26 protein-coding genes and 1 pseudogene are annotated in these 22,874 nt (G+C 31.0%); all 27 read right to left on the minus strand.

The features are described 5' to 3' along the window. Nucleotides 1–86 precede the first annotated feature (86 nt). The 27 genes and pseudogenes from ACLL8X_RS08795 to ACLL8X_RS08925 all read right to left on the minus strand — a co-directional run bounded on the left by ACLL8X_RS08795 (nucleotide 87) and on the right by ACLL8X_RS08925 (nucleotide 22,779). Entirely contained in the window at nucleotides 87–1,412 is a 1,326-nt protein-coding gene (locus tag ACLL8X_RS08795) for a hypothetical protein (protein ID WP_411990551.1), read from the minus strand. Nucleotides 1,413–1,433: 21 nt separating this feature from the next. Continuing rightward, a complete protein-coding gene (locus tag ACLL8X_RS08800) occupies nucleotides 1,434–2,909 on the minus strand; it encodes a sugar phosphate nucleotidyltransferase (RefSeq protein ID WP_411990552.1) in 1,476 nt (491 codons plus the stop codon). Further along, nucleotides 2,906–3,625: a class II aldolase/adducin family protein gene (locus tag ACLL8X_RS08805; protein WP_411990553.1), complete on the minus strand. Its 720-nt coding sequence runs from the start codon at nucleotides 3,623–3,625 to the stop codon at nucleotides 2,906–2,908. Before ACLL8X_RS08805 ends, ACLL8X_RS08800 begins: the two co-directional genes overlap by 4 nt. After that, entirely contained in the window at nucleotides 3,622–4,899 is a 1,278-nt protein-coding gene (locus tag ACLL8X_RS08810) for an HAD-IA family hydrolase (protein ID WP_411990554.1), read from the minus strand. The genes ACLL8X_RS08805 and ACLL8X_RS08810 overlap by 4 nt, the downstream gene beginning before the upstream one ends. Further along, entirely contained in the window at nucleotides 4,886–5,110 is a 225-nt protein-coding gene (locus ACLL8X_RS08815; protein ID WP_411990555.1) for a hypothetical protein, read from the minus strand. Before ACLL8X_RS08815 ends, ACLL8X_RS08810 begins: the two co-directional genes overlap by 14 nt. A 125-nt stretch (nucleotides 5,111–5,235) precedes the next feature. Continuing rightward, the gene (locus ACLL8X_RS08820; protein WP_411990556.1) at nucleotides 5,236–5,499 is read right to left on the minus strand and encodes a PI-PLC domain-containing protein; all 264 of its coding nucleotides are present in this window, start codon (nucleotides 5,497–5,499) and stop codon (nucleotides 5,236–5,238) included. Then, the gene (locus ACLL8X_RS08825) at nucleotides 5,496–5,630 is read right to left on the minus strand and encodes a hypothetical protein (RefSeq protein ID WP_411990557.1); all 135 of its coding nucleotides are present in this window, start codon (nucleotides 5,628–5,630) and stop codon (nucleotides 5,496–5,498) included. Before ACLL8X_RS08825 ends, ACLL8X_RS08820 begins: the two co-directional genes overlap by 4 nt. Before the next feature lie 38 nt (nucleotides 5,631–5,668). Continuing rightward, a complete protein-coding gene (locus ACLL8X_RS08830; protein ID WP_411990558.1) occupies nucleotides 5,669–6,400 on the minus strand; it encodes a glycosyltransferase family 2 protein in 732 nt (243 codons plus the stop codon). Continuing rightward, the gene (locus ACLL8X_RS08835; RefSeq protein WP_411990559.1) at nucleotides 6,397–6,849 is read right to left on the minus strand and encodes a hypothetical protein; all 453 of its coding nucleotides are present in this window, start codon (nucleotides 6,847–6,849) and stop codon (nucleotides 6,397–6,399) included. The genes ACLL8X_RS08830 and ACLL8X_RS08835 overlap by 4 nt, the downstream gene beginning before the upstream one ends. After that, nucleotides 6,833–7,945: a capsular biosynthesis protein gene (locus tag ACLL8X_RS08840; protein ID WP_411990560.1), complete on the minus strand. Its 1,113-nt coding sequence runs from the start codon at nucleotides 7,943–7,945 to the stop codon at nucleotides 6,833–6,835. Before ACLL8X_RS08840 ends, ACLL8X_RS08835 begins: the two co-directional genes overlap by 17 nt. Continuing rightward, nucleotides 7,942–8,340, minus strand: a complete 399-nt coding sequence (locus tag ACLL8X_RS08845; protein ID WP_411990561.1) for an HAD-IIIC family phosphatase — start codon at nucleotides 8,338–8,340, stop codon at nucleotides 7,942–7,944. The genes ACLL8X_RS08840 and ACLL8X_RS08845 overlap by 4 nt, the downstream gene beginning before the upstream one ends. Nucleotides 8,341–8,395: 55 nt before the next feature. Then, nucleotides 8,396–9,121 (minus strand): glycosyltransferase family 2 protein, encoded by a 726-nt coding sequence (locus ACLL8X_RS08850; RefSeq protein ID WP_411990562.1) that lies wholly within the window; start codon nucleotides 9,119–9,121, stop codon nucleotides 8,396–8,398. Further along, nucleotides 9,118–9,447, minus strand: a complete 330-nt coding sequence (locus tag ACLL8X_RS08855; protein WP_411990563.1) for a hypothetical protein — start codon at nucleotides 9,445–9,447, stop codon at nucleotides 9,118–9,120. Before ACLL8X_RS08855 ends, ACLL8X_RS08850 begins: the two co-directional genes overlap by 4 nt. Before the next feature lie 2 nt (nucleotides 9,448–9,449). Then, a complete protein-coding gene (locus tag ACLL8X_RS08860; protein ID WP_411990564.1) occupies nucleotides 9,450–9,785 on the minus strand; it encodes a nuclear transport factor 2 family protein in 336 nt (111 codons plus the stop codon). Continuing rightward, a complete protein-coding gene (locus ACLL8X_RS08865) occupies nucleotides 9,766–10,503 on the minus strand; it encodes a glycosyltransferase family 2 protein (RefSeq protein ID WP_411990565.1) in 738 nt (245 codons plus the stop codon). Before ACLL8X_RS08865 ends, ACLL8X_RS08860 begins: the two co-directional genes overlap by 20 nt. Next, the gene (locus ACLL8X_RS08870; protein ID WP_411990566.1) at nucleotides 10,497–11,135 is read right to left on the minus strand and encodes an HAD family hydrolase; all 639 of its coding nucleotides are present in this window, start codon (nucleotides 11,133–11,135) and stop codon (nucleotides 10,497–10,499) included. Before ACLL8X_RS08870 ends, ACLL8X_RS08865 begins: the two co-directional genes overlap by 7 nt. Next, nucleotides 11,128–11,595: a PI-PLC domain-containing protein gene (locus ACLL8X_RS08875; protein ID WP_411990567.1), complete on the minus strand. Its 468-nt coding sequence runs from the start codon at nucleotides 11,593–11,595 to the stop codon at nucleotides 11,128–11,130. The genes ACLL8X_RS08870 and ACLL8X_RS08875 overlap by 8 nt, the downstream gene beginning before the upstream one ends. A 38-nt stretch (nucleotides 11,596–11,633) precedes the next feature. Beyond that, nucleotides 11,634–11,762, minus strand: coding sequence for a hypothetical protein (locus ACLL8X_RS08880; RefSeq protein ID WP_411990568.1), 129 nt, complete (start codon nucleotides 11,760–11,762; stop codon nucleotides 11,634–11,636). 83 nt (nucleotides 11,763–11,845) lie between these two features. After that, entirely contained in the window at nucleotides 11,846–12,514 is a 669-nt protein-coding gene (gene hddC / locus ACLL8X_RS08885) for a D-glycero-D-manno-heptose 1-phosphate guanosyltransferase (RefSeq protein WP_411990569.1), read from the minus strand. Continuing rightward, nucleotides 12,505–13,107, minus strand: coding sequence for a D-sedoheptulose 7-phosphate isomerase (gene gmhA2, locus ACLL8X_RS08890; RefSeq protein WP_411990570.1), 603 nt, complete (start codon nucleotides 13,105–13,107; stop codon nucleotides 12,505–12,507). The genes hddC and gmhA2 overlap by 10 nt, the downstream gene beginning before the upstream one ends. Then, on the minus strand, nucleotides 13,095–14,114 hold the full coding sequence (gene hddA / locus ACLL8X_RS08895; protein WP_411990571.1) for a D-glycero-D-manno-heptose 7-phosphate kinase: 1,020 nt from the start codon (nucleotides 14,112–14,114) through the stop codon (nucleotides 13,095–13,097). Before hddA ends, gmhA2 begins: the two co-directional genes overlap by 13 nt. A 25-nt stretch (nucleotides 14,115–14,139) precedes the next feature. Next, on the minus strand, nucleotides 14,140–15,078 hold the full coding sequence (locus tag ACLL8X_RS08900; protein ID WP_411990572.1) for an NAD-dependent epimerase/dehydratase family protein: 939 nt from the start codon (nucleotides 15,076–15,078) through the stop codon (nucleotides 14,140–14,142). Nucleotides 15,079–15,097: 19 nt separating this feature from the next. Beyond that, nucleotides 15,098–16,125: pseudogene (locus ACLL8X_RS08905) on the minus strand (GDP-mannose 4,6-dehydratase). A gap of 10 nt (nucleotides 16,126–16,135) precedes the next feature. Further along, the gene (locus ACLL8X_RS08910; protein WP_411990573.1) at nucleotides 16,136–17,167 is read right to left on the minus strand and encodes a class I SAM-dependent methyltransferase; all 1,032 of its coding nucleotides are present in this window, start codon (nucleotides 17,165–17,167) and stop codon (nucleotides 16,136–16,138) included. A gap of 295 nt (nucleotides 17,168–17,462) precedes the next feature. Further along, nucleotides 17,463–18,509: a GDP-L-fucose synthase family protein gene (locus ACLL8X_RS08915; protein ID WP_411990574.1), complete on the minus strand. Its 1,047-nt coding sequence runs from the start codon at nucleotides 18,507–18,509 to the stop codon at nucleotides 17,463–17,465. Nucleotides 18,510–18,511: 2 nt separating this feature from the next. Further along, entirely contained in the window at nucleotides 18,512–19,048 is a 537-nt protein-coding gene (locus tag ACLL8X_RS08920) for a dTDP-4-dehydrorhamnose 3,5-epimerase family protein (RefSeq protein WP_411990575.1), read from the minus strand. A 5-nt stretch (nucleotides 19,049–19,053) separates the two neighbouring features. After that, the gene (locus ACLL8X_RS08925; RefSeq protein WP_411990576.1) at nucleotides 19,054–22,779 is read right to left on the minus strand and encodes a glycosyltransferase family 2 protein; all 3,726 of its coding nucleotides are present in this window, start codon (nucleotides 22,777–22,779) and stop codon (nucleotides 19,054–19,056) included. Nucleotides 22,780–22,874: the final 95 nt, after the last annotated feature.

Here is a 22,874-nt window from a genome sequence, read left to right on the forward strand (position 1 = left end):
GGTTCTCCTTTTTTTGATTTTTTAAAGAAGGGATTATATCATAAAATTGGAATTTTTGCTAGTTTTTACATAATTTAAACTTGTATTTATTTCTTGTAAAGCTTCTTCAAGCTAGGCACATCTTTGAAATAAAACCTTATATATCCACCTTTATACCAATTTTTATGAGCTTTGATAAAAGCTTCTCCTAATTTATAAGTAAAGCATTCTTTTTCTTTTAAAGCTTCATTATAATCAGGATAAGTTTCTAAAGAAGGTAAAGCTAAATTTGGATTTTCTTTTATTTTTGTTTCATAGCTTAGTCGTTCTTTTTGATGCTTATCTTTTATATAAGATAATACATAAGGCATTCTTATATAGCCTAATATGCTTTTTGAATTTATAATCAAAGCTTGTCCTAGTTTATAAGAAAGTTGATTTTGAATACGAGCCTTGGCTGAATTAGATTGAATAAAAGTAATTTTAGGGTTAATTACATTCATTTTTATGCCTAAAGATTTAGCAAGTTTTTTACTTTCTAATTTTTTAATGACTAAATCTTGTTCTAGATTGGCTAATTCTAAATGCTGCTTTTTGACAGGAAAGGAATCAAGTTTATCTTGTAAAATCTCTTTTTCGTTTCTTAGATTTTGTATTTCATTTGTTAAGGTTATGATTTTTCCATCTAAAACACTCTTTCTAATATAAATTAGCTCACTGGCTCTATGATTTACATACTTTTCTCTCCAAATTCTAAAATCTCTATTTATCAGATAGTCTATGGCAATATACAACCATTCATTTAATTTCATATTAGGACTACAATTTTCTATCATTTCCTTTATTTCTATATCAAATTTAGTAAAGAAAATAATATCACACTCTGTAACAACTCTAGGGTCAGCAATAGCCATTCTCGAAAAAGAAGAATGAGCACACCAAACTATCTTTGTATCTAAAATAGGATTATCCTTCCAGTAATTGATATAACCCAAAATTCTAAGTGGTGTTTTAAACATTAAATCCGGTCGAAGATATAAAAAGGCATCATATTTAAAATTATTTTCTTTCTCGTATTCCTTTCTTAATTGAACAACTTTACTGGAAGTGATATAACGACCATAAACTCCATCTTCTAGTTTTTCAATTAATATTTTTTTAGGCTTATAAAAATTTAAGATATCATTCTTATCGTTATCGCTTAAAAATTTCTCATTCATTGTTGGATAGTAGTCCAAATCTTTATGCCATAAATCAAAACTTTCTTTTGACGTATCCAAGCTGTTATATGTGTCCCAAGTGTGTATAAAGATATCAACCTCATAATCTTGTTGATTGATTTCAAGAATATTTGATTTAAAACTATTGTAAGTATCTTTGAAAGTTCTCATAAAACCATAAAAATGTATGGCTAATCTTTTATTTTTATTCATTAACTCTCCAAATTTTTAAAATCATATCCAATAACCATTTTCCAAATACTCCTGCGGAGTTCCAAAAGAAAAATAATTATCCAGCAACACATAACAAATCTTATATTTTCCGAGCATAAGATTAAACACACCATCTATAAAAAATTCATTATTATTTTTCATTTGCTTATCAAACATTTCTTCAATACAAGAAATTAGAATTTGATTATCCTTAAAATAAAAGCTCCCTATCATAATCCACTCGCTGTTTTCAGCCCTATATTTTACACTAATTTCATTAACGACACCCTTATCATCCCCTCTTATCCAAGTAAAATAATCAGGATTATCATAGTTAAACCCACAAGCTTTAGCCACAAAAATAATCGCATCTGCTTTTTGACGCATTTTTTCAAAACTAGGAGTGATATGTTTAGCAAGTAAATCGCAAGGAAAAATCAAAACATCTCCTTTTAAATCCTTGCAAGCATTGATATAAGAATAAGCGGCTCCTATTTTATTTGGCTTGACATATCTCACTTTGGTTTTTATATCTTGCCAATATTTTTCGTGGTCGTTGGCTCCTACACAAATAATACTAGTTTTCACAAGCTTTAAATTTGCAAGAATATTGCCCATAATTGTAGAATTTCCCAGCGGTAAAAAGGGCTTAGGCTGAGAAAAATTTAAATTTACAAATCTTTCTCCACGCCCTGCAGCTAAGATAATAGTATGACTTATCTTTGTTTCTTCATTGACAAGATTTTTAACTTTTCTTAACTTTTCCTTGGCGTATTCAAAATCTTTTGGGGTGCCAAATTGATAGAATTTTTTTACAAAAGGGTAGCAAAGCACTTTGTCTAAATAATTATTGCTTATAGATAAATAATACTCCCCTTTTAGCATATCCTTAGCTTTCATTTGCTTTTCTATCGCCTCAAAAGCTATTTTTAAGGATTTAAAATAATACATTCCGCTTGAATGCAACTCACTTAATTTATCTTTAGAATGATATTTTTCTATGACCTTATATACAAGCTTAGTTTTATCGTATGTTTTACATACAGCATAGACATTTTCAATAGGTTCTAAATGAGGATGATAACCCGTATAGCAAGGGATAATGCCTTGTGCTTCATCATTTTTTCGAATAAAATCTAAGAAATGTTTATAATCCCATTCTTGACCAAAATCACAATAACTCACAATCACACTCTCATCTAAAAGCTCACTTAAAGAATCTTTTACGCCTATTAAGGTTCCAGCCGGACCAAGCTTTTGTCCTTCATACACTAAAACCTTGGCTTTTAGTTTTCTACTTGTTGCAAAATGGGTAAATTTTTCTTTTTCTTGCTCTCTTGCGATAAAATAAAAACTATCTTGAACCTTGTCAAAACAATTCACAACAAAATCCAAAATACACTCATTTTCATTTAGCTTTATAAAGGGTTTTAATTCTTTATAACCCGCATCCTTAAAGCGTTTTCCTATCCCTGTGGCAGGTATGATGATATTCATTTTACCTCCTTGTTAATTTGTTTAAGTCTATACTGCTCTTGGGGCATATGGATTAATTTATCAAGGTATTCATTTTTAATTTGAGTTAGGGCTAGATTTTTCTTTCTAGCTATATTCTCAATAGCCTCTCTAAATAACCACAACTCCTCGCTTTTCACATCCACAGCATCATCTGGGGTAAAAATATTTTGATTGGGTTCAAAAAATTCCTTTCTTAGTCTTTGATGAAGAGCAAATAAATCCTTTTTATCTTCGGCAAAAACAACAACCCCGTGATTTCTCAACATCACAATCCCACTCTTTTCATAAATATAATCTTCTTGCACAGCTTGGAATAATTCCACGCCGGGCAGTTTAAATTCTATACATCTATATGGAAAAATGAAATTAAAATCACAAAGATAAGGCAGTATATAAACAGGATGATAATGAGCTACATATTTGTTTTTAAATACCTGATGCAAACCAAGCTCCATAGAAGGTTTAGCCCTCTCATTTTTAAGCTCATCCGCATAAGTTGCGATATTTTGCTGATTTTTTAATACAGCAATTTTATGCTTCTTTTTTAAATCCTCTCCTGAAGCCTTGATGATTAAATATTGACCATCTTTTACAGATATATTCCCACCCCTAGAAGGAGCATCAAGGATATTTCCAAAAACCTTGCGTATAGCTATATATTCATCGATTAAGCCTTGTATTTTTTCTTTATTCATTGACCTATCCATCTTTGATTAAAAATTTGCATAAATATTTCTTTGATAGTGCTAAGTAAATCATCGTATTCTCCTTCATAAACATCTTGCAAACCTACGCCCTTTAGAATATCAAAAAGCTCTATTTTGAATTTTTGATTTTTTATAGTGATTAAAAAATTTGCATTTTCTTTTTGTTTATAAAGATATTTAAAATAATCCTCTTCTCTTTTTTGAATCGAGCTTACAACCTTGTCTAAATTATGACCGCGTTCTTTTGTATCTCTTTGTATTTTTTGCTTATCCGCTTCATCTGAATCAATAAAAATTTTAATCTTAACAAAATCGCCTATAACTTCCTTATAAAGAGTATGCAGCCCTTCTATAATCACAATATCCAAATCCTTAGTTTTTATCGTATTAGACCTAGAAAAGGTTCCACAATCGTGATTATATAAAGGGATACATATATCATCAATATCTTGATAAATATGCTTAATATCTAATGCAAGTTGGATGAGATTATTCCCTTGCGGATTATAATGCGTCATCCTTTCCCAAGCCTTGGAATATCTATCAAATTTATGATACCCATCTGCACCCACAATCATACAATCACAAAGAGCTTTAATCGCTTCACTAAGAGTGGATTTACCCGCCCCGCTTTTGCCTGAAATGGATATTAAAAGCTTGGAGCAATTATAAGGATAATATTCTATGTCATAAATTCCAAGTTCATCGGCTATGGAATCTCCTATCATCACTACTTTTTCCTTAGAACCAATGTCAGCTAAGTTAAAAGCTCTATCAACAAGCTTTTTATTGGGTTTTTCTACTTCAAATTCTTCAGAACAAATTAAAAAATCAAGCAAGGGGGCTAACTTGGCATAGCTAAGTTTATTAAGCTGTTCTATAAAATAAAAATTCGTTATAGCTAAAACCTTCTTTGCTTTACTTTTTGCAAAGCTTAAAAGCTCAAACATTGTCCTATCAACTTTAATATTGGCAATAAATTCTCTAGTATATAATTCAAACATAAGCTTCGCTTGAGAAAAATGTATATTTTTTTCTTCACACATTATTTTAAAATACAATTCTTTTTTATGATGATTTACAGATAAGGCTCTTGCTTTAATCTGCATTTTGGCATTTTCATAATCAAGAAGTGAAAATGAAAAATGATTTAACACACTCGTTAAAGCCATATTATGCGCATAAGTATAATTAAACAAAGTATTATCAATATCCACCATAATAAGCTCATATTTATCGGCTAAATATTTAAGATTGAACATAAGAACTCCAAAACTGGGGATTTTTGGTGCATACTGAAAATCCTTTGGGCAAAATTTGCTGCATTGGCTGTATTAAAGCCGCAAAGGACAAATCATAAAGCTCTGGAGATACGATAATAGGCTCTAAATTTTTATCAATATTTTTATATAAAGTTACAATGAATTGCTCATAATCTTTTAAGTTAAAATTTGAAAATTGAGAATAATCCACCCATAAATATTTAGGCTCACTAAGCTCGAGTAGTTTGTGATTTAGCGTTTCAACATCAGAAACACGGATGATAAATTTACCCTTGATATTTTTAGAAATCCTTAAAATATCAGGTATTTGAGAGTCTAGGAAATAATACTCATACCCCCCCCCCCCCCCGTATCAAACATATCCATAGCAAGTTCTTCTAAATTTGATTCTTTGATATTGCAAATTATAGGAGTATTTTTTAAAAAAGCTAATTTTTCACTTAATAATGGATACTTCATTCCAAAGCTTAACAAATCGTGATTTAAAACCAAGCCTTCATTACCCCGTCTTAAATCAAGCTCTACGCCAAAATTTTCAATTCTTTGTGAAATATCATTTTGTCTATGCAAAAAAATCACTTCTCACTCCTACAAAAACTTTCATAATCCTTAGGCACACCTATATCTATAAAATATTCATCAAAAATTTCAGCCCTTGCTCTTAAAGCCCCAAAATTTGCTTGTAAAAAATTCTCAAAGCTAAATTTCACTATCTTTTAAAATAACCCATTTTTGACGTCTAATTATACTAAAATCTACCATTAACTTTTATCCCCTCATACTCATCTGGCGTTCCGCAAAATACAATTTCATCTAATGAAATTTTATGGTATTTTACAAGCAAACCTTTTTTTATAAGATAATTATACATAGGAGCTATATATAATTCTCCCTTACTAAAATCACTTTCAGCTTTCATTTTATCAAAAATTTCTTTAAAATCTTTTACTTTTTTAAAATAATAAAGTCCGCTACTGCAAAGATTTGAAATTCTTTCTTTTTCCGTAGTTTTAACCACATTGTCATTTTCATCAGTTAAAACAAAACTCCACTGTTCCCCATCTGCCTCAAACACCTCTAAATAACCATCAATTTTACAAAAATCCAAAGTAGTAGGCAAAGAAAAATTTGGCCTAAAGGTATCAATGTTAAAAATTAAAATACTCTCATCATCTTTAATATTTGCCCTTTCCAATCCAAGTCTTACTGTGTGAGCTTGACCTAAAGTTTCCTGTTCTAATCTTACACTTTTGTAAGATTTTATTCCTAATTTTTCACATTCTTCTTTTATAAAATTGCTAGTATTCTCAATATCTCTATACACAAAAAGAAAATTAAAATCTTTAAAATATTTTTTAAAACTATTCACAGCATGAAAAAACACACTATTTCCTTTTAAATCAAGCATATATTTAGGTTTATCATAGCCCGCCCTTGCAAAACGACTGCTTAGTCCTGCCATAGGAAAGATTATAATCATTTGCTCTCCTTAAAAAATTTATCATAAAGTATAAAAGCATTTGCCAAAAATGCCATTTGTTTTTCTTTAAAATCATTATGCAAAGGCAACATAGATAAAAACAAATGCAAAGTCAAAGCTTTAACATTATCATCCATATCAAATATATTTAAAAATTCTTTTTGAATATCTAAAATATTTTTATCTTCTTCTATAAAAAACTCTATATTATCACCATCAAATTTACACTCAAAAAATCCTGCAATAATAAAATCATAAAGCCCAAAAACAGAATGAACTAATTTTGCAAAATCGTAATTTTCATCTCCATAAGGAGTAATTTTTCCACTAAAATCAAAACCCCTTGGATCAAAGGTTTTTACAGTGCCAGCTCTAAAATCATACATAATATTTGAAAAACAAAAATCTCCATGTATCAATGAAAAATGACAATTATCCCCCCCCCCCATTATGGATACCTCTTTTCATATAAAAATCAAGCTTTTCTACTAAAGCTAGAACACTTGGATAAGACTTTGAGTTGATAGCAATAGCTCTATGCAAATCAACTCCACTTTGTTTGCTAAAATCTCGCAATCTTTTTAAAGTTTTGTCTTTGCAATTAAAATTTATATCTTTATCATCGCTTTTAAAAGAGTGTAGCTTATCTAAAAATTCTTTTAAAGACTTAAATATTTTTTTCCAAACATAACTAGGTAATTTTCCAAAAACATACAATTCTGCTAAAGTATTATTACAAAGATATTCTATTTCATAACTATCTTGATAAGTTATAACTTTAGGGGTATAAATAAATAGTTCTTTAGGTAAGTCATCAAACCAGTTAATCTCTGCTTTTATCTTTTCTTGCCAAGAAGAAGACTTTTTTATATAGCCATTTGAAATATCTATATTATTAAAATTTCTTTGTGTGCTTACAACTTTTTTGGAGTGAAAATAACTTGTTATAAGACCAAAATCAAGCCAAGTATCATTTTTTATAATATCAAAAGCATAAGCTTTAGAATAAGATTTCATGCCATTCACGAAAGAATAACTATTTTCAACTATACACTTTGTTAAAAATTGGGGTTGAGAAAAACTATAAGCTCCAGCTAAAATCAAATCATCTTCTATTGTTTTTAACGACATATTAAATTCATTATTCAAATAAGCCCAATCATAATTTTCCTTAATTTTTGTAACCTGCAAAGAGTTTTCTTTGAATGCAAGTTCTTTAAAAAAAGTATCTCCGTGTAAAATATAAAGTTTTTCATCAAAAGCACAACAAACATTTAAACAATAAACTACAGATTCACCTAAAGATAAATTATTTGGCACAAATAAAATTTCAACATTAAGTTCTTTTAATTTTTTCTCATCAAATTTACTTAACTTAAAATCATTGGGTAAAGATAAAAAAACTTTTTGATTAAAATTTTTAAAAAGCTCTATTTGATGTTCATACAATCTTTTATTTCCAAGCGGTAGAAAAGATGGAGGGATTTTTCCAAATTCTAAAGTAAAATCAGAAGATAAATATTTTGCAGAAGTTATGAGTATCATTTATTGCCGCCATCTTTATGAGGGTTTTCTTTTTTTAAAAGCTCTTTAATTTGCTTATAATTTAAACTTGTAAATTCAGACGGACGAATAGCTTTATCATCTACATAAAACCCATCATATCCGCACCAAGGTTTACCTATGATTATCTCATCATACGGTACATCATGTTTTTTAAGCCAATAGATGATTGTAGGCAATGTATGAGTTTTGATTTTTTCAAGCTCGCCATCAAATGTACGCATATTACGACTTGTGAAAATATTGATTTTAAAACCTTGTTTTTTATACTCTTTTAAAGTTTGGATTAAAAGAACATTTGGCTTTTTATCCATATAATCAACATTTTCTTCATCAATTGTTAAAGTTCCGTCTAAATCAATAAGTAAGGTTTTCATATTGCTATAACCATCAAAAATTCTTAAATTTTTACACGATTATATAAAACAAACCTTATAATTTATTTATCGTTTTAAAAATTTCCAAATCTTCTGGTGTTCCAATTCCGTGCATTTTAGAAAAATCAATATTATAAATACCTATTTTAGCGTCATTTTTTATAGCATAATTATAAACAGGACAAGTATAAAACTCATTATTCACTCTATCATTTTCTATAATCATATCTATAGCACTTTCGATAAATATTTTACCTTTATTGAAAAAATAAATCCCGACTGTGGCAAATTCACTAATAGCTTCTTTTTCTTTTACTTCCACTACCAAATCATTATTTAATTTTACAAACGACCATTTTGGATTTTTTTCCTTATCGATAAAGGTTAATATCAAACCATCTAAACACCGATTAAAGCTATCATTGATAAAATCAGCTATATTTATATCAACAATCTGATCAGAATTTGCTATTATCAAAGGCTGATCATTATTAATATATTTTCTTGCATAAAGCACAGTGCAAACCGTTCCTTCTGTAAGCCTATCAATGCCTATAAATTCAACATTAAAATCGTTTTTGATTTTATCAACTAACTTTTTTTCTTGAATCAAATGCTCTTTTCTTGCTATTAAAATATACTTTGCATTTTTATATCTTAAATTTTCAAGCACTCTAACTATCATTGGCTTACCTAAAACATCAATAAAAGGCTTTGGCTTATCAAAACCAGCCTTTACAAAACGACTTCCAAGTCCAGCCATAGGAATTACTATATTCATTGACATTCTCCTAAATATTTATCATTATTAGCACCTGGAAGTTTTACAACAACATTTATCGTATCTTCTAAAGCCTCAAAATCTGTGGCTTCCCCCGGATAAATCATTACTATATCGCCCCTAGAATATATCTTATCATTCATTCTTACCTTACCGCTGATAATAACAGTAATTTCAGTTGCAATTTTATGATGATGTTTTTCTTCTGTATCGCCTTTTTTATATTCTTTCACACCAACTTCTACATCGTTGGTTTTAAAAACACTTGGATTGAAATTCCCCACAAACCAACCACGAATCATTTCGTCTAATTTATAATTTTTCATAATTAACCTTTTGGAATATCTAGATAAGCACGGAGTTCAATAATTCTTTCATCTCTCCATTCTATAATATCCACCCCTTCAATTCTATTGCCATCAAGTATTAAAATAAATTCTATAAAAGTTATATCTTTGTCTTGAAAAATATTTTTCGCACTAAAGTTTAATTCTTTACAGCTTTCAAAAATATTTTGTATCGCCAATAAACATTTATCCTTACCCTCTATTCTTTTTACAACAGGATCTTCTAAAGCAAAATTATCATCTAATAAATTTGCCACTTCTTTTAAATTTTTATCATTAAAAGCACTAATATATTTTTCAGTTAATTTTTTGAGCATTTTTAATCCTTTCATATTCATTAATTTTTACATGAGAATAAAAAGTAAAATAACGATTTTTATCAATTGAAATATTTACAACCTTTTTATTTTCTAAAATTAATTCATTTAATGTTGAAGCAACAAAATATTTTCCTTCATAATTAACATCTTTTTTAATTGTATTAAAAGCTGATTTTATAAAATATTCAGCCTTATTAAAATAATAAAATCCCGCTATTGCATTTTTACTTGCAGGCTTTTTCTCCAAAGCCTCTAAAACAAAATTATCTTTATCGCATTTCACATAAGCCCATCTTGGATGAACGCTTTCAAAGCTTAAAACACCCGCATCACCCAAAGATAATTCCGAAATAATTTTATTCAAATCATACTCAAAAATTTGATCCATATTTACAATAAGCAAAGATTGATTTAAAGCAATCTCATCAATAGCCATCAAAACAGAGCAAACCATGCCTCCTGTTTCATTTTTAAGAATGATAATTTTACTTTGATTGTTGGTTAAAACATTAATTGCATCATCTAAATGATAACGTTTTACATCTTCTTCTTTGAGTATAAAAATAAAACGTTTATTCTTGACATTTTCATAATTTTTAATAAAATGTTCCAACATAGTTTTTCCAAAAATTTCAATAAATGGCTTTGGAAAACCATCCTTTTCATTATCAAAAAAATAACTTTTGCCTGCAATAGGAACCACTATATTTAACATTTCAATTCCTTTTCAAATTTAAAAATATGATTTTTAATATTTTCATAATTTACTTCATCAACTTTACCTACAATCATTACATTAGCTCCACTTGCCTTAGCTGCTCTTATGCCATTTTCATTATCTTCTACTATCATACATTCTTTAGGCTTCAATTTGAATCTTTTTATAGCCTTAATATACATTTCAGGATCAGGCTTTCCTTTTTTTACATCTTCATTAGAAATGTAAAAATCCAAATAAGTCTCAAGAGCTGATTTTTTCATCATTACTTCGATGCTATTGCGTATAGAATTAGAACAAACAGCCATTTTATAGCCCTCAATTTTCAACTTCGACAAAGCATATTCGTGATGAAATCTAGGCTTACACAAACTCCAAACAATTTCCATAGTGTATTGTTGTTTTAGTTCATTTATAAAAGAATGTAAAGATTGGGGTAATCCTCTATCTAGTGAAAGCATTTTTAACTTATCTTTGGTTGGCAAACCATCAAAGGTTGTTAAATGTTCGTATCTAGTAATCTCCATACCAAAAAGTTTTAAAGCTCTATTTAAAGCTTCATAATGCCAATCTTTTGCTTCAATCAAAACCCCATCCATATCAAAGATAATAGCTTTTATCCTAGTCATTGAAAAACTCCTTTGCCTCATCGGGATAATCAGTGCAAATCATTAATTTATCTTGTATTTGTAATTCTTTTTCTATTTGCTTATATTCTTTCCATTCTTTTTTATAATCTCTTTTATGAAGCTCTGGAGAAACTATACAAACTGATTTACCATTATCAATATGTTTTTTTATAATATTCTTATCTATCCAATGTGAATGAAATTCGTCCATCCAAACACCACAAGCTTTATCATAAAAGCTAGGCTCTTTTTCATATTCGCTTTGTCTGGTAAAGACTCTAAAATTTAACTCAATATAAAGCAAAGCATCAGGAACTGACATATCAAATACAAAATAATTTGTAATTTCATATTTTTGAATAAGCTTTTTAAGAGGAATTTGAAGCCCATCAGCCTTTATATTTAAGGCTAGGGGTAAATTTGTATTATATTTTTTATAAAGTTTAAAAAAATCTTCCAATTTTAAACAATCTTTATTAGCCATATCATGTGATATGGCTACCCCCCCCCATTATCTCGCAAATCAGTTTCAAGACCATACATTTTAGTCAAACTTCTTTCAAAAGCTACAATAGAATTTTTTTCTTCCTTGTTTTTCCAATAACCACGATGTGAAAGTATTTGCATTAATCAAACCTTATTTGAAATAAATTTTTATACAAAACCGTTAAAATATCAACATAAAAAAAGAAAATGAAGACCATATAAAATCACTTCCCACTCCTACAAAAACTTTCATAATCCTTAGGCACACCTATATCTATAAAATATTCATCAAAAATTTCAGCCCTTGCTCTTAAAGTCCCAAAATTTGCTTGTAAAAAATCCTCAAAGCTAAATTTCTCTTTTACATCAAAACCATCAAAAATATCCCTAGCTATGAGATAAGTTCCTGCGTTGATTAAGCCCTGTTTTGTAAATTCTTTTTCCCTAAAGGACTGGATATAATTTTGTCCATCAAGCTCAACCGTGCCATATCTATCAAAATCTTGCATTTGCTTTAAAGCAAGGCAAATTCTACTCTCATCTAACTTCAATCTGGCTAAATCTATGTCAAAAAAAGTATCGCCATTTAAAACATAGGCTTCATTTTTTATAAATTTCAAAGCCTCTTTTATAGCCCCGCCCGTTCCTAAAGGCTCTTTTTCTATACTATAACTTATCTTTATCCCCAAAAATTCATCTTTAAAATATTCTTGTATTAGCTCATACTTGTATGATACTGCTAAAATGATTTCTTTTATACCTTGCTTTTTAAGATACTCAAAAATAAATTCTAAAAAAGGCTTATCCCTTATCGGTGCCATAGGTTTTGGAATATCTTTTATCACACTTTTAAGTCTAGTTCCTAAGCCACCACAAAGTATTATTACTTGCAAGAAAAACCCTTGCCAAAAAGTTCTTCTTCAACAATAGCACAAATAATATGCCCTATTAAAATATGCGCTTCTTGAATTCTTGGTGTGCAAGATGAAGGCACCTTGATACAAAAATCACAAAGCCCACTCATAGCCCCACCACTAGCACCCGTCAGTCCTATGCTTAAAATTCCCTTTTCTTTACAAACTTCTAAAGCTTTTAAGATGTTTTTACTATTCCCGCTTGTTGAAATTCCTATGAAAATATCGCCCTTAACGCCTTGTGCTTGCACCTGTCTGGCAAAAAGCTCCTCGTAGCCATAGTCATTTCCAATAGCTGTCAATACACTCGTATCCGTTGTAAGTGCCATGCTTGCAATGCCCGGTCTGTCAAAATAAAATCTACTTACAAATTCCCCTGCGATATGCTGTGCGTCTGCTGCACTGCCACCATTACCCGCTAGTAAGGTTTTGTTGCCATTTTTATAGGCTTTTATGACTTCTAATGAAACATTTTTAATGAGTTCTATCAAAAGCACATCTTTTAAAATTTGCTCTTTTACTGCTAGGCTTTGCTCAAAATGTTCCTTTATGTATGAGTTTAAATTCTCCACGATTTTGTTCCTTCTTTGGTAAATGAAAAATCTTTCACAAAACCCTGCTCTTTGTTTAAAAGACTTACAAGCTCATATTTTCTAGTAGGCTCACACAAGAAAAACATAAAGCCACCCGCTCCAGCCCCACTTGTTTTGCCACTATAAGCACCATTTTGCATAGCTAGGGTATAAATGCGTTCTAATTCATCATTGCTAACAATTTCTGAGATAATTTTCTTGCTCTGCCACGAACGACCTAAAATTTGTGCTAGTGTATCAAAATCCGCTTTAAATAAAGCTTCCTTCATCCTAATAGCATCTTCTTTAATAGCGTGCATAGCCTCTAGAGACTTGCCCCCACCAAGCTGCCCCTTTTTATGCTCTTCTATATCCTTTGCTTCTCTTGTGATATTGGTAAAATAAAGCACCGTTCTAGCCTCAAGCTCACTAGCTATGTAATTTTTGATACGCAAGGGATTGACTATCACTCTTTTTTGCTCGTAAAATTCCATAAAATTAAAGCCACCGAAAGTTGCAGCGTATTGGTCTTGTGCTCCCCCTACTATACCCAAATCTTCTCTTTCTATCTCATAAGCCAATCTTGCAATTTCATAATCTCCCAAGGCTAAATTCAGCCACTCTACAAAGGCTTTAATGATACCTACCACCAAAGTCGAACTTCCACCCAAACCGCTGCCGCTTGGCACATCAGAATAAGTATGCAAAGAAAAACTCAAGGGTTTTTTCGCAAAATCCTTTACAATGCGGTTATAAATAGCCTTAAAAAGGTCTAAATTCCCATCAAATTCAAGCCTACTCTTGCTCTCATACTCTGCATAAGCCTTTGTATCAGGAGAATCAAAGATGATTTTTCCATCTTCTCTTTCAATCAAAGTGCAATGAATATAAAGCGAAATAGTCGCATTTAAAACATAGCCTGTGTATTTATCACAATATAAATTAATATCAGTCCCTCCCCCTGCAAGACCTAGTCGAAGTGGGGTTTGAGAGCGTATGGTTGGCATTTGAATTTAACTCCTTAATTTTAAACTACACATTCGCAAAGCGATTAACCTTCATCATTTTAAAGGCTCTTAAAAGCTCTTGTATGCCTTCATCTAAGCTCACATCAGGCTTCCAGCCTGTCGCTTCTAACTTGGCATTAGAAACCAAATAATCCCTCTTATCAGGGTCCTCTCCTATACTCGCACTATGAATATAAAAATCAGGTATATATTTTTTAATCGTTTCAGCAAGTTCTCTTTTGGTCAAATTCGCAGAACTCAAACCCATATTATAAGCTTGCCCTTTCATAGTGGTATAATTTTCTATGCCGTGAATAAAGCCTTTTACCACATCACGAATATGAATATAATTGCGTCTAAAATGCTCCTCAAAAAGCACAATAAATTTATCCTTAAAGGCTCTGTAAGTAAAATCATTCACAAGCAAATCAAGTCTCATTCTAGCACTCACTCCAAAAACTGTCGCTAAACGAAAGGTTACGCAATTTCCCTTTTCTAACAGATAAAGCTCAGCTTCAACTTTGTCTTTTCCATATTCTGAAATAGGACGCAGGGGTGATTGTTCTGTACACATTGCATCTTTTTCACCTATACCATAACCGCTATTGGTATTAGGATAGATAAAAATTTGTTCCTTGCTTGCAAAATCACTTATCATTTTCACAGCCTCATAATTTATCATTCTAGCAAGCTTGGCATTTTTCTTGCAAAGCGGCGCTCCCACTAGGGCAGCCAAAGGAATGATAACATCAGCCTTTGAAACTTCTTGCTTAATAAGCTCTGCGTCTAAGACATCGCCATTTATAAAAGTAAAATTTTTATTATACGCACAAGATAAAAGTGAAACTTGGTCGAACATTAAATTATCTATCACACAAACCTCATAACCTTTTTCCAACAAAACCGGCGTCAAAACCGAACCAATATAACCTGCACCACCTGTGATTAAAACCTTTTTTGGCATATTATTCCTTTCAATTGCTTTAGCGATTGAGAGGAATCCTGCCCTTTCTTATTTGCTCCCTCCAATGCTCAAGTAAATCTTTTAGCATTGTTCGCACGGGGATTTGTGCCTTCCAATCGATAAAACTTTTTATTTTAGTATTGTCAAACATTTGATAGTTCGCATCAATAGGACGCAACCTATCTTTATCTTCTATAATTGTAATCCCCCCCCCCTATCACTAAATTCAAGTAATATATCTATGATTTGAGGCAATTTAAAAGCTTCTTCTCCTGCTATATTAAAGGCTTCTCCGCAAGGCACTCGACCTTCTTTACTTGCCATAGCAAGCAAGAAATACGCCCTTATAGCATCACGGGCATCTTGAAAAGTGCGGGTGCTGTCTAGATTGCCCACTTTTATGACAGGCTCTTGATAGCCCGCTTCAATGAGTGCGATTTGCTTTGCTACCGTGCTTTCAAAGAAAACATCACTGCGTCTTGGACCACTATGTGTTCCCATACGCGTAACAAAGGTGCGTATGCCATAAGCCTCCCCGTAAAAGCGACCCAAATAATCCGTGCCAATCTTGCTTATACTATAAGGACTTGCTCCGTGAAAAGGTGTTTCTTCGTTTAATTTCACGCCCATTTTTGCCCTACCATAAACCTCGCTTGAAGAGCATATATGCACCACAGGGTCATAACCCTCTTTTTGCTTTAGAATTCTAATGTTTTCTAAGATATTGGCTGTGCCGATGATATTAGTTTGTAAGGTCTCAATGGGAATATCAAAAGAGGTCTTAGGAAAAGACTGAGCAGCCAAATGAAAGATAAAATCGGGCTTTTGAGTTTCAAAAAGCTTTTGAAGGCTTGAATAATCATTTAAATCCGCATAAAAAATGCTGATTCTATCTTTTTTGTTTATCCTATCGCTTAAATGATAAACATTATCCATACTTTCTTGCCAACGCATCATAGCTATGACTTCATAGTCGGTGTTTTCTAGCAAATAATCTGCCATTTGCGAACCCACCTGCCCTGTAAAACCTGTGATTAAAGCTTTCATTCTCTCTCCTTCAAGTGTGTAATTTTACTCCTTTAGCACTTAAAATTACTTTACCTTTAAATTTTTGTTTAAGTTCCTTTTCAAATACAGTACTTTCATAACATGGCATACACATCAAAATACAATCTATATCTTGTAAATTTTCATTGACATTACTTTTAATTAAAATATTGGAATTTTGTAAATAAGTGCCTATTCTGCGTTCATCTTTATCAATAGCCATTTTAATTTTAAGGCAGGTTTTTTCATCTAAATAACTCAACAAAGAATTCGCATGCCCACCTGCTCCATAAATGGCTATGTTTTCATAAGGCTCTAAAAGTTGATGCAATTTTTCTATCTGGGCATTAAGCTTAAGAGTTAAATTTTCATCATAAATTATCATAGGTCTTTTTTGTGTTCTTTGTCCTGTTTTTTTAAAAAACAACCCTATCCATTGCCCATCATAAAATTCTACGCTCTCTACAAGTTCACAACCTAAATCCGCTAAAACATTATTTAAAGCAACCAAGTCCCAATATCCACAATGCTCGTGTCTGATTTCATAAAAGCGTAGGCTTTCAAAAATTTCTTTCGCATTAGGTGTTTCAATGTATATCATCCCACCGTCTTTTACAAGCCTTACCACATCCTTTAAAAAATCCTTAGGAGTATCAATATGCTCAATCAAATGTCTAAAAATTATAAAATCAATCTTATGTTTTAAAGCATTGCTAATTTTTTCATAATCAAACAAGCTTTGAATATGGCAAATATTTCTCTCATTTTTGAGTAATTCTTGTGGAGTATAGCTTGGATCTATGGTGTAAAAAAAATCAAAATCCCCCGCTAAAGCTTGCACTAAATCACAGCTACCCGGTGCAATCTCAAGTCCAACGCCAAGAGAATAGGATTTGATTTTAGTGCTAAGTTTTGCAATATGTGAAGACATGGTATTTGAAATGGCTCTAGGGGTAATATAGCTTTTGCCAGAATAAGCCTTGTGCATTTTTTCCCTATCAAAAAGAGCATTATAAACATAAGAACAATCAAGGCACTGCATAACTTCAAGTTTTAAATCGCCCTTACAATAGGAGTGCGGATTATATACCCCCCCCCCCCCCGTTTAAAGCATCATAATTTTGTGTGGCTAAATCTCCCACGGAAACAAAGGCATTTTTAGCCTCAAAAATTTTTTGCAATTTTACACCTTTACACAAAGGACATTTTGACATTTTTTCTCCTTTAAATTTTTAAAATTTTTCTTTATTCAACCAAGCTTTTAATGAAATTATCTTAGTCGGTAAACTTAAACAAAACAAGTCTCCTATACTCGATACAGCTTATAAAACTCTGCTCTATCTCTTTGCGTTTCTATACCACTCATAAAGCATTTTAATTCCCTCTTCAAGCTCAATTTTATGTTTCCAGCCTAAAGAATGGATTTTAGAACAATCAAGCAGTCTATTCATAGAGCTATCGGGCTTAGTGGTATCAAATTTAAGCTCTCCAGCATAGGCTACAATTTTTTTAATAAGCTCTGCTAAGTCCTTGATGGAAAGGTCTTTATTTGTGCCTATATTAATATGAGTGTTTTTAATCTCTTTGTCGTTTTTACCTTGCAAATCTTTAAAATCAATATTTTGCATAATATAAATACAAGCATCTGCTAGGTCTTGACTATGGATAAATTCGCGTCTTGGCTTACCACTACCCCAAAGCTCTACGCTTTTATCATCAATACCTTGCTTTTTTAAATACTGCCTTGCTTCATTAATATCATTAATTCCCAAATCCAACATAAGTTCTTCATATTTTGACTCATACAAAAGTTTTGCTAAGTGCATTTTACGAAGCATTGCTGGCAAAACTTTAGCGGTTTTAAAATCAAAATCCTTTGTTTCTCCGTATAAATTTGTTAAAGCTACGCTAATGAAATTTGTGTTGTATTGTAGATTATAGGCTTCAGCCATTTTAAGTCCTGCAATTTTAGAAATTGCATAAGGTTCAGCCACATAATCTAATTCATCACAAAGCAAACTCTCTTCCTTGATAGGATTTGCGGCTTTTTGCGGATACATCCAAGAACTTCCAAAAAAAATAAGCTTTTTTACATTATTTAAATAAGCACTATGAAAAACATTATTTTGCATTGTTAAATTCTCATACAAAATATCAGCCGGAGCTTTGACACCCAAATGCCCTAATTTAGCGGCGGCGAAAAAAACATATTCGGGTTTTTCCTTAGCAAAAAACTCTGCAACTTTTTTTTGCTCAAGCAAATTAAGTTCTAAGCGACTTTTTGTGATGATATGGGTAAATCCTAGTTCTTTTAGTCTTTTTAAAATGGCACTTCCTGCTGTTCCATTATGTCCAGCTACATAAATTTTAGAATCTTTTTGCATAACTACCCCCTTGCAACCAACATATCTCGCTCTGAAAGTATAGGAGTGCTTACACCCCAATCCACACCTATACGCTCATCATTCCACGCATAGGTAAATTGCTCTGGTGCATCCACATACTCACCCTCATAAGCACACTTATAATAATACACTGCCTCATCACTTCTTACCAAATGTGCATTGCCAAAGCCCTTTGGCACTAACACTATAAGTTGGTTTTGCGGATTAATGATGAATTTTTCGTGCTTTAAATAAGTAGGACTAAGTGGATTGCAATCGACAACTACCTGCAAAACCTCGCCATAAAGGCAAGTCGCAAGCTTGTAAGTCTTACTATCTCCGTGTATGCCACGGATTACATCTTTTTTTGAAGTGATGAATTTATCGTGTTTAAAGCAAAGCCCTTCGGGTAAAAGGGTGTCAATATTCTCACTGGTAAAAGCTGTCCAAATCTCACCCCTTAAATCCTTAAATTTATTTGGCGTAATGAGAAAAACTCCTTTTAAAATCTTACTTTCCTCAATATCAAATACTATCATTCCAATTATCTCCCTTCTTTTTTATAACTTCGATAAATCTTGTAAAATTTGTAAGGAAAAACTAAATATGCTCCCCTATAACGATTTTGGTGAGTATGAAATAAAAGTTTACCTAAGCGATAACTTAAATGTTTTTGAATTTTTAAAGCTTTATCATAATCATCAAAATCTTTTAACCCTGTTGTCAAAATTTCTTCTTCTTTTGATACTTTCTCTCGCAAATATTCTTTTTCATTAAGCATCTGAAATGTTTTTATAAATTTTCCTTGAACAAAAGTTCTACCAAGTGCATAATAAACACTAGATTTAACATATCTCACACCACCACTCTTATGTGTAAAATCTATCTCATCAAGGACCAAAAGCTCATCTTTTGTTTGATTGTTTTTCAAAGCATAAGTTTTTAATTCTTTGGCTTGTTTTAAATCTCCTAAAAAATCACAAATTTTATATCCTACAAAAGCAATATAAGGATATTTTTCATCTTTAAAAGTTGTATAATCCGTATAGCAATCTCCAAAAGCACCCAAAGAGTATGGAAGGAGTGTTTGAAAAAAAGATTCGAAACGAGTGTGTAGAATATCTTTTAAATTTTTATTAATCAGTTCATATTGCTCTTGCAAAAAAAGACACTGTAAGATATGAATTCTATAAGCATCATTTTCATCATCAAACCTTAAAGCTTTTTCAAGGAAATTTATTTGATACTGCACAGGCTGTTTTAACTCTTTGGAAAGCTGAAATAATCTAAAACAAGACATCGCGCTCTGCAAAGGATGTAAGTCTAACTTATTGAAATTTTGTTCTATGAGTTTTAATTGAATTTGAGGTGAAAAAATGCTATGAAAAGACACTAAATTATTTTTTCCAGAAATCATCATCGCACACTTTGAAAACACAGATTCTTTAGCTGAATAAATTCGTTGAGCTTTCGACATAAAATTAATTTCAAAAAATGTTCTTTGCATTTGATTATATTCTTTATTTACTAAAGCATCTATGTTAATGATGTCAAGATGATTAAATTCAGAAAAAGTTTTTAAGTAGTTTACTAACTTCTCATTAGCATTTAAATCTTGTCCAAAAACAACGATAGTCTTATTGTCTCTCAAAGAATCTAGAGCAATTTGCAAAGCAATTTCATAGGGAAATAATCTTTCAGCAGCAGGGGCAAAATTGGGAGCTTTTCTCATATTAGAAAAAATAAGATCTCCACCTCTAATGTGAAGTGCCACAAAATCTCCATTTAATTTGGTATATTCATGGTCCACCAAAGCTAAAATTTCTTTATATTCTCTTGAAAAATCAATATCTTGATAAATCTTTCTAAACTCTCTCAAGCACTCATCTTCTTGACAATCTTCTATCCATAAGCTTGGCAAGATATCCGTGGAATACCAACCCCATTCTTTTTCAAATGCATTTACATCTTTTAGAGTCTGAAAAGTTCTCTTTTGTTTTCTTATTTTATCTCCATGATTGTATTCTACTCCTTGTTGCTGTGATAAAAAATATTTATCAATAAATTCTTGTGAAAATACAGCATCAACTTCATCCATACAATTGCCAAGATAATTTATTTCTCCGTCATTTTTAGATTCTGTAACACCCATCCAAGCTAAATCAATGGAATTATCCCATAAAAATCCAAATTCAAAATCAAGTTTTCTTGCTAAATATATTCCTATAAGCATACTAGCTAATCTCATACCTAAACCATCAGGTTTTGCTGAAATAATATAAGCTCTTTTATTCCGTTTAAACACCTCAACCTTAGCCAAACTCAAAGCTTCTCCCTCCCTTGAGATTATTTTTATCCATCTTGCACTAATTTTCTGCGATACGATAATATCACAATGCAAATCACTATGTTTCCAAACATAAAAATCTCTTCCAATCAAAGTCCAATAATTACCATCCAAAGAAATATAAACATGTAAATTAAGCATTTTAGCTCTATCATAATGATTATAAACATTAGTCAATCGTATCATTTCAATACAAATACTTTCCCCTAAGTCCAGTATCCACCAAGCTTCTTGTTCTTTGCAAGTACAAAAAGCGTAAGCTAAATCTCTTAGGTTAGAATCAACGGCCCTACAAGCATCATTATTTTTTGAAAAAACACTCAAAGAACTTTGAAATGCCTGTTTATCTCGTGCTACATCGGTAAAAGCATTATCCGGTAAAACAAAATATGGCTTTTGGATATTTTCACCACTTATTCTACTATTTCTTTTAAATTTTTTATAAATTCTATACCATGTAAAAGGCAGAAACAGAGGTTTTAGAATATACCATTCTTTAAATGCTCTTAATGTCGCATTACCAATCCGATAGGATAAATAACCCTTTACTACGTCTGCTTGTCTGTTATCGGGATAATCTCTAAGAGAAGGTAGTTTTTGATGCTCTTTCCTAAACCTTTTAAATTTCAAAATAGCCTTAAATAATTCGAAAGGCAACTTATAAAAGCTATTACAGTTAGCATTTTCTACCATAGCTTTGCCCAACAAAAAAGAAAGATGATTTTTTACTCTACTTTCTGCTAAACCATACTTAAACATAAAATCAAGTTGAGGATATAAAGCGTAATTTTCTTCGAATACGGGACGATGCTTTTGAAAAAAAAGTTCTTTAACCCTTCTTGGATCTTTTTCAAATCCCATAATATCAAAATGCCAAAAATATAAAAACATAAAAAAAGCTTTTTCAAGCAAAATGCCTTTTTCTTTATCGAGTTCATTTTGAATAAATTCTCTAATATACCAAGCATTTAAAAAAATACTACTTTTAGCGTGATATTGCTTGGCTATTTGAAAATCACCCTCGAAAATTTCAAGCAAATCCTGCATGTAGGGATAAACAATACTTTGCTTATCATAGGCCGCAGTAGAACTAGAACGAATGCGGTAATAATACAAAACTTTAGGCAACACAAAAATTTCACGTGCCTGGACAAAAAGTAAAATACCAAAATGCACATCCTCATGGATAAGCCCTTCTAAAAATTTCAAACGAATTTGTAGCAAATAACGAAAAGAATATATACCCCCACACACACACCAAAATGGAAGTTGAGATTGAATTTTTAAGCATCTCTTAAGCCAAGACTGGGATGAAATTTTTTCTGGCTTGTAATATTCATAAAGTTGCATTTGGGAAAGAGTTAAATTGGGATTATTTTCATAATATTTTTTGTCTAAATTATCATAAAACATTTTATAATCAAACCATACAATATCCACCCCATCAGCTCTTTTAATACACTCTTCAATACAATTCAAACTCCAAAAATCATCTGGATCCAAAAAAACAATAAAATCAATTTGAGATGGAACAAAATCATCAATCAACTTCTCATCAGGAAAAAATTTTTTACTTTTATAAAGTTTTGCTTTTTCTGAAATTTCAAAACAAACCAAATCATTTATTTTATCATTTTCAAAATAATTATTATCAGCTTTTTTTAATTCAAACCCCGCTGCAAAATATTCTATACCTACATTTCTAGCCGAGCTTTGCCCACCATTTTCTTTATTAATTAGAACAAATCTTGTATCTTTTAAAACATATTCCTTAGCAATTTTTAAAGAATTTTCATCCGTGCTACCATCATTAACCAATACCACTTCTAAATTTGTATAAGTTTGATTTACCACACTTTCTAAACATTCTCTTAAATATTTTTCCACATTGTATATAGGGATAACTACGCCTACTTTTTTCATTGAAAAAACCTTTTTAAAATATAAGCTCTAATTCTACTAAAATTTTTATTAATTTTTTATGATATAATAGCTCCTTTTATTTTCAAAAAGGAGAA

It is taken from the genome of Campylobacter parajejuni, assembly GCF_046764905.1.
GTDB lineage: Bacteria > Campylobacterota > Campylobacteria > Campylobacterales > Campylobacteraceae > Campylobacter_D.

What these genes read in the sequence shown, in the direction of transcription:
- ACLL8X_RS08915 (WP_411990574.1), bottom strand. Translation starts at nt 18,509, where the DNA reads ATGCAAAAAGATTCTAAAATTTATGTAGCTGGACATAATGGAACAGCA.
- ACLL8X_RS08880 (WP_411990568.1), bottom strand. Translation starts at nt 11,762, where the DNA reads ATGCAAATACTTTCACATCGTGGTTATTGGAAAAACAAGGAAGAAAAA.
- ACLL8X_RS08870 (WP_411990566.1), bottom strand. Translation starts at nt 11,135, where the DNA reads ATGACTAGGATAAAAGCTATTATCTTTGATATGGATGGGGTTTTGATT.
- ACLL8X_RS08900 (WP_411990572.1), bottom strand. Translation starts at nt 15,078, where the DNA reads ATGCCAAAAAAGGTTTTAATCACAGGTGGTGCAGGTTATATTGGTTCG.
- ACLL8X_RS08845 (WP_411990561.1), bottom strand. Translation starts at nt 8,340, where the DNA reads ATGAAAACCTTACTTATTGATTTAGACGGAACTTTAACAATTGATGAA.
- ACLL8X_RS08910 (WP_411990573.1), bottom strand. Translation starts at nt 17,167, where the DNA reads ATGCAGTGCCTTGATTGTTCTTATGTTTATAATGCTCTTTTTGATAGG.
- ACLL8X_RS08810 (WP_411990554.1), bottom strand. Translation starts at nt 4,899, where the DNA reads ATGTTCAATCTTAAATATTTAGCCGATAAATATGAGCTTATTATGGTG.
- ACLL8X_RS08920 (WP_411990575.1), bottom strand. Translation starts at nt 19,048, where the DNA reads ATGATAGTATTTGATATTGAGGAAAGTAAGATTTTAAAAGGAGTTTTT.
- ACLL8X_RS08830 (WP_411990558.1), bottom strand. Translation starts at nt 6,400, where the DNA reads ATGATTATAATCTTTCCTATGGCAGGACTAAGCAGTCGTTTTGCAAGG.
- hddA (WP_411990571.1), bottom strand. Translation starts at nt 14,114, where the DNA reads ATGCCAACCATACGCTCTCAAACCCCACTTCGACTAGGTCTTGCAGGG.
- ACLL8X_RS08925 (WP_411990576.1), bottom strand. Translation starts at nt 22,779, where the DNA reads ATGAAAAAAGTAGGCGTAGTTATCCCTATATACAATGTGGAAAAATAT.
- ACLL8X_RS08865 (WP_411990565.1), bottom strand. Translation starts at nt 10,503, where the DNA reads ATGTTAAATATAGTGGTTCCTATTGCAGGCAAAAGTTATTTTTTTGAT.
- ACLL8X_RS08860 (WP_411990564.1), bottom strand. Translation starts at nt 9,785, where the DNA reads ATGCTCAAAAAATTAACTGAAAAATATATTAGTGCTTTTAATGATAAA.
- ACLL8X_RS08855 (WP_411990563.1), bottom strand. Translation starts at nt 9,447, where the DNA reads ATGAAAAATTATAAATTAGACGAAATGATTCGTGGTTGGTTTGTGGGG.
- ACLL8X_RS08800 (WP_411990552.1), bottom strand. Translation starts at nt 2,909, where the DNA reads ATGAATATCATCATACCTGCCACAGGGATAGGAAAACGCTTTAAGGAT.
- ACLL8X_RS08805 (WP_411990553.1), bottom strand. Translation starts at nt 3,625, where the DNA reads ATGAATAAAGAAAAAATACAAGGCTTAATCGATGAATATATAGCTATA.
- ACLL8X_RS08840 (WP_411990560.1), bottom strand. Translation starts at nt 7,945, where the DNA reads ATGATACTCATAACTTCTGCAAAATATTTATCTTCTGATTTTACTTTA.
- ACLL8X_RS08835 (WP_411990559.1), bottom strand. Translation starts at nt 6,849, where the DNA reads ATGGGGGGGGGGGATAATTGTCATTTTTCATTGATACATGGAGATTTT.
- ACLL8X_RS08850 (WP_411990562.1), bottom strand. Translation starts at nt 9,121, where the DNA reads ATGAATATAGTAATTCCTATGGCTGGACTTGGAAGTCGTTTTGTAAAG.
- ACLL8X_RS08795 (WP_411990551.1), bottom strand. Translation starts at nt 1,412, where the DNA reads ATGAATAAAAATAAAAGATTAGCCATACATTTTTATGGTTTTATGAGA.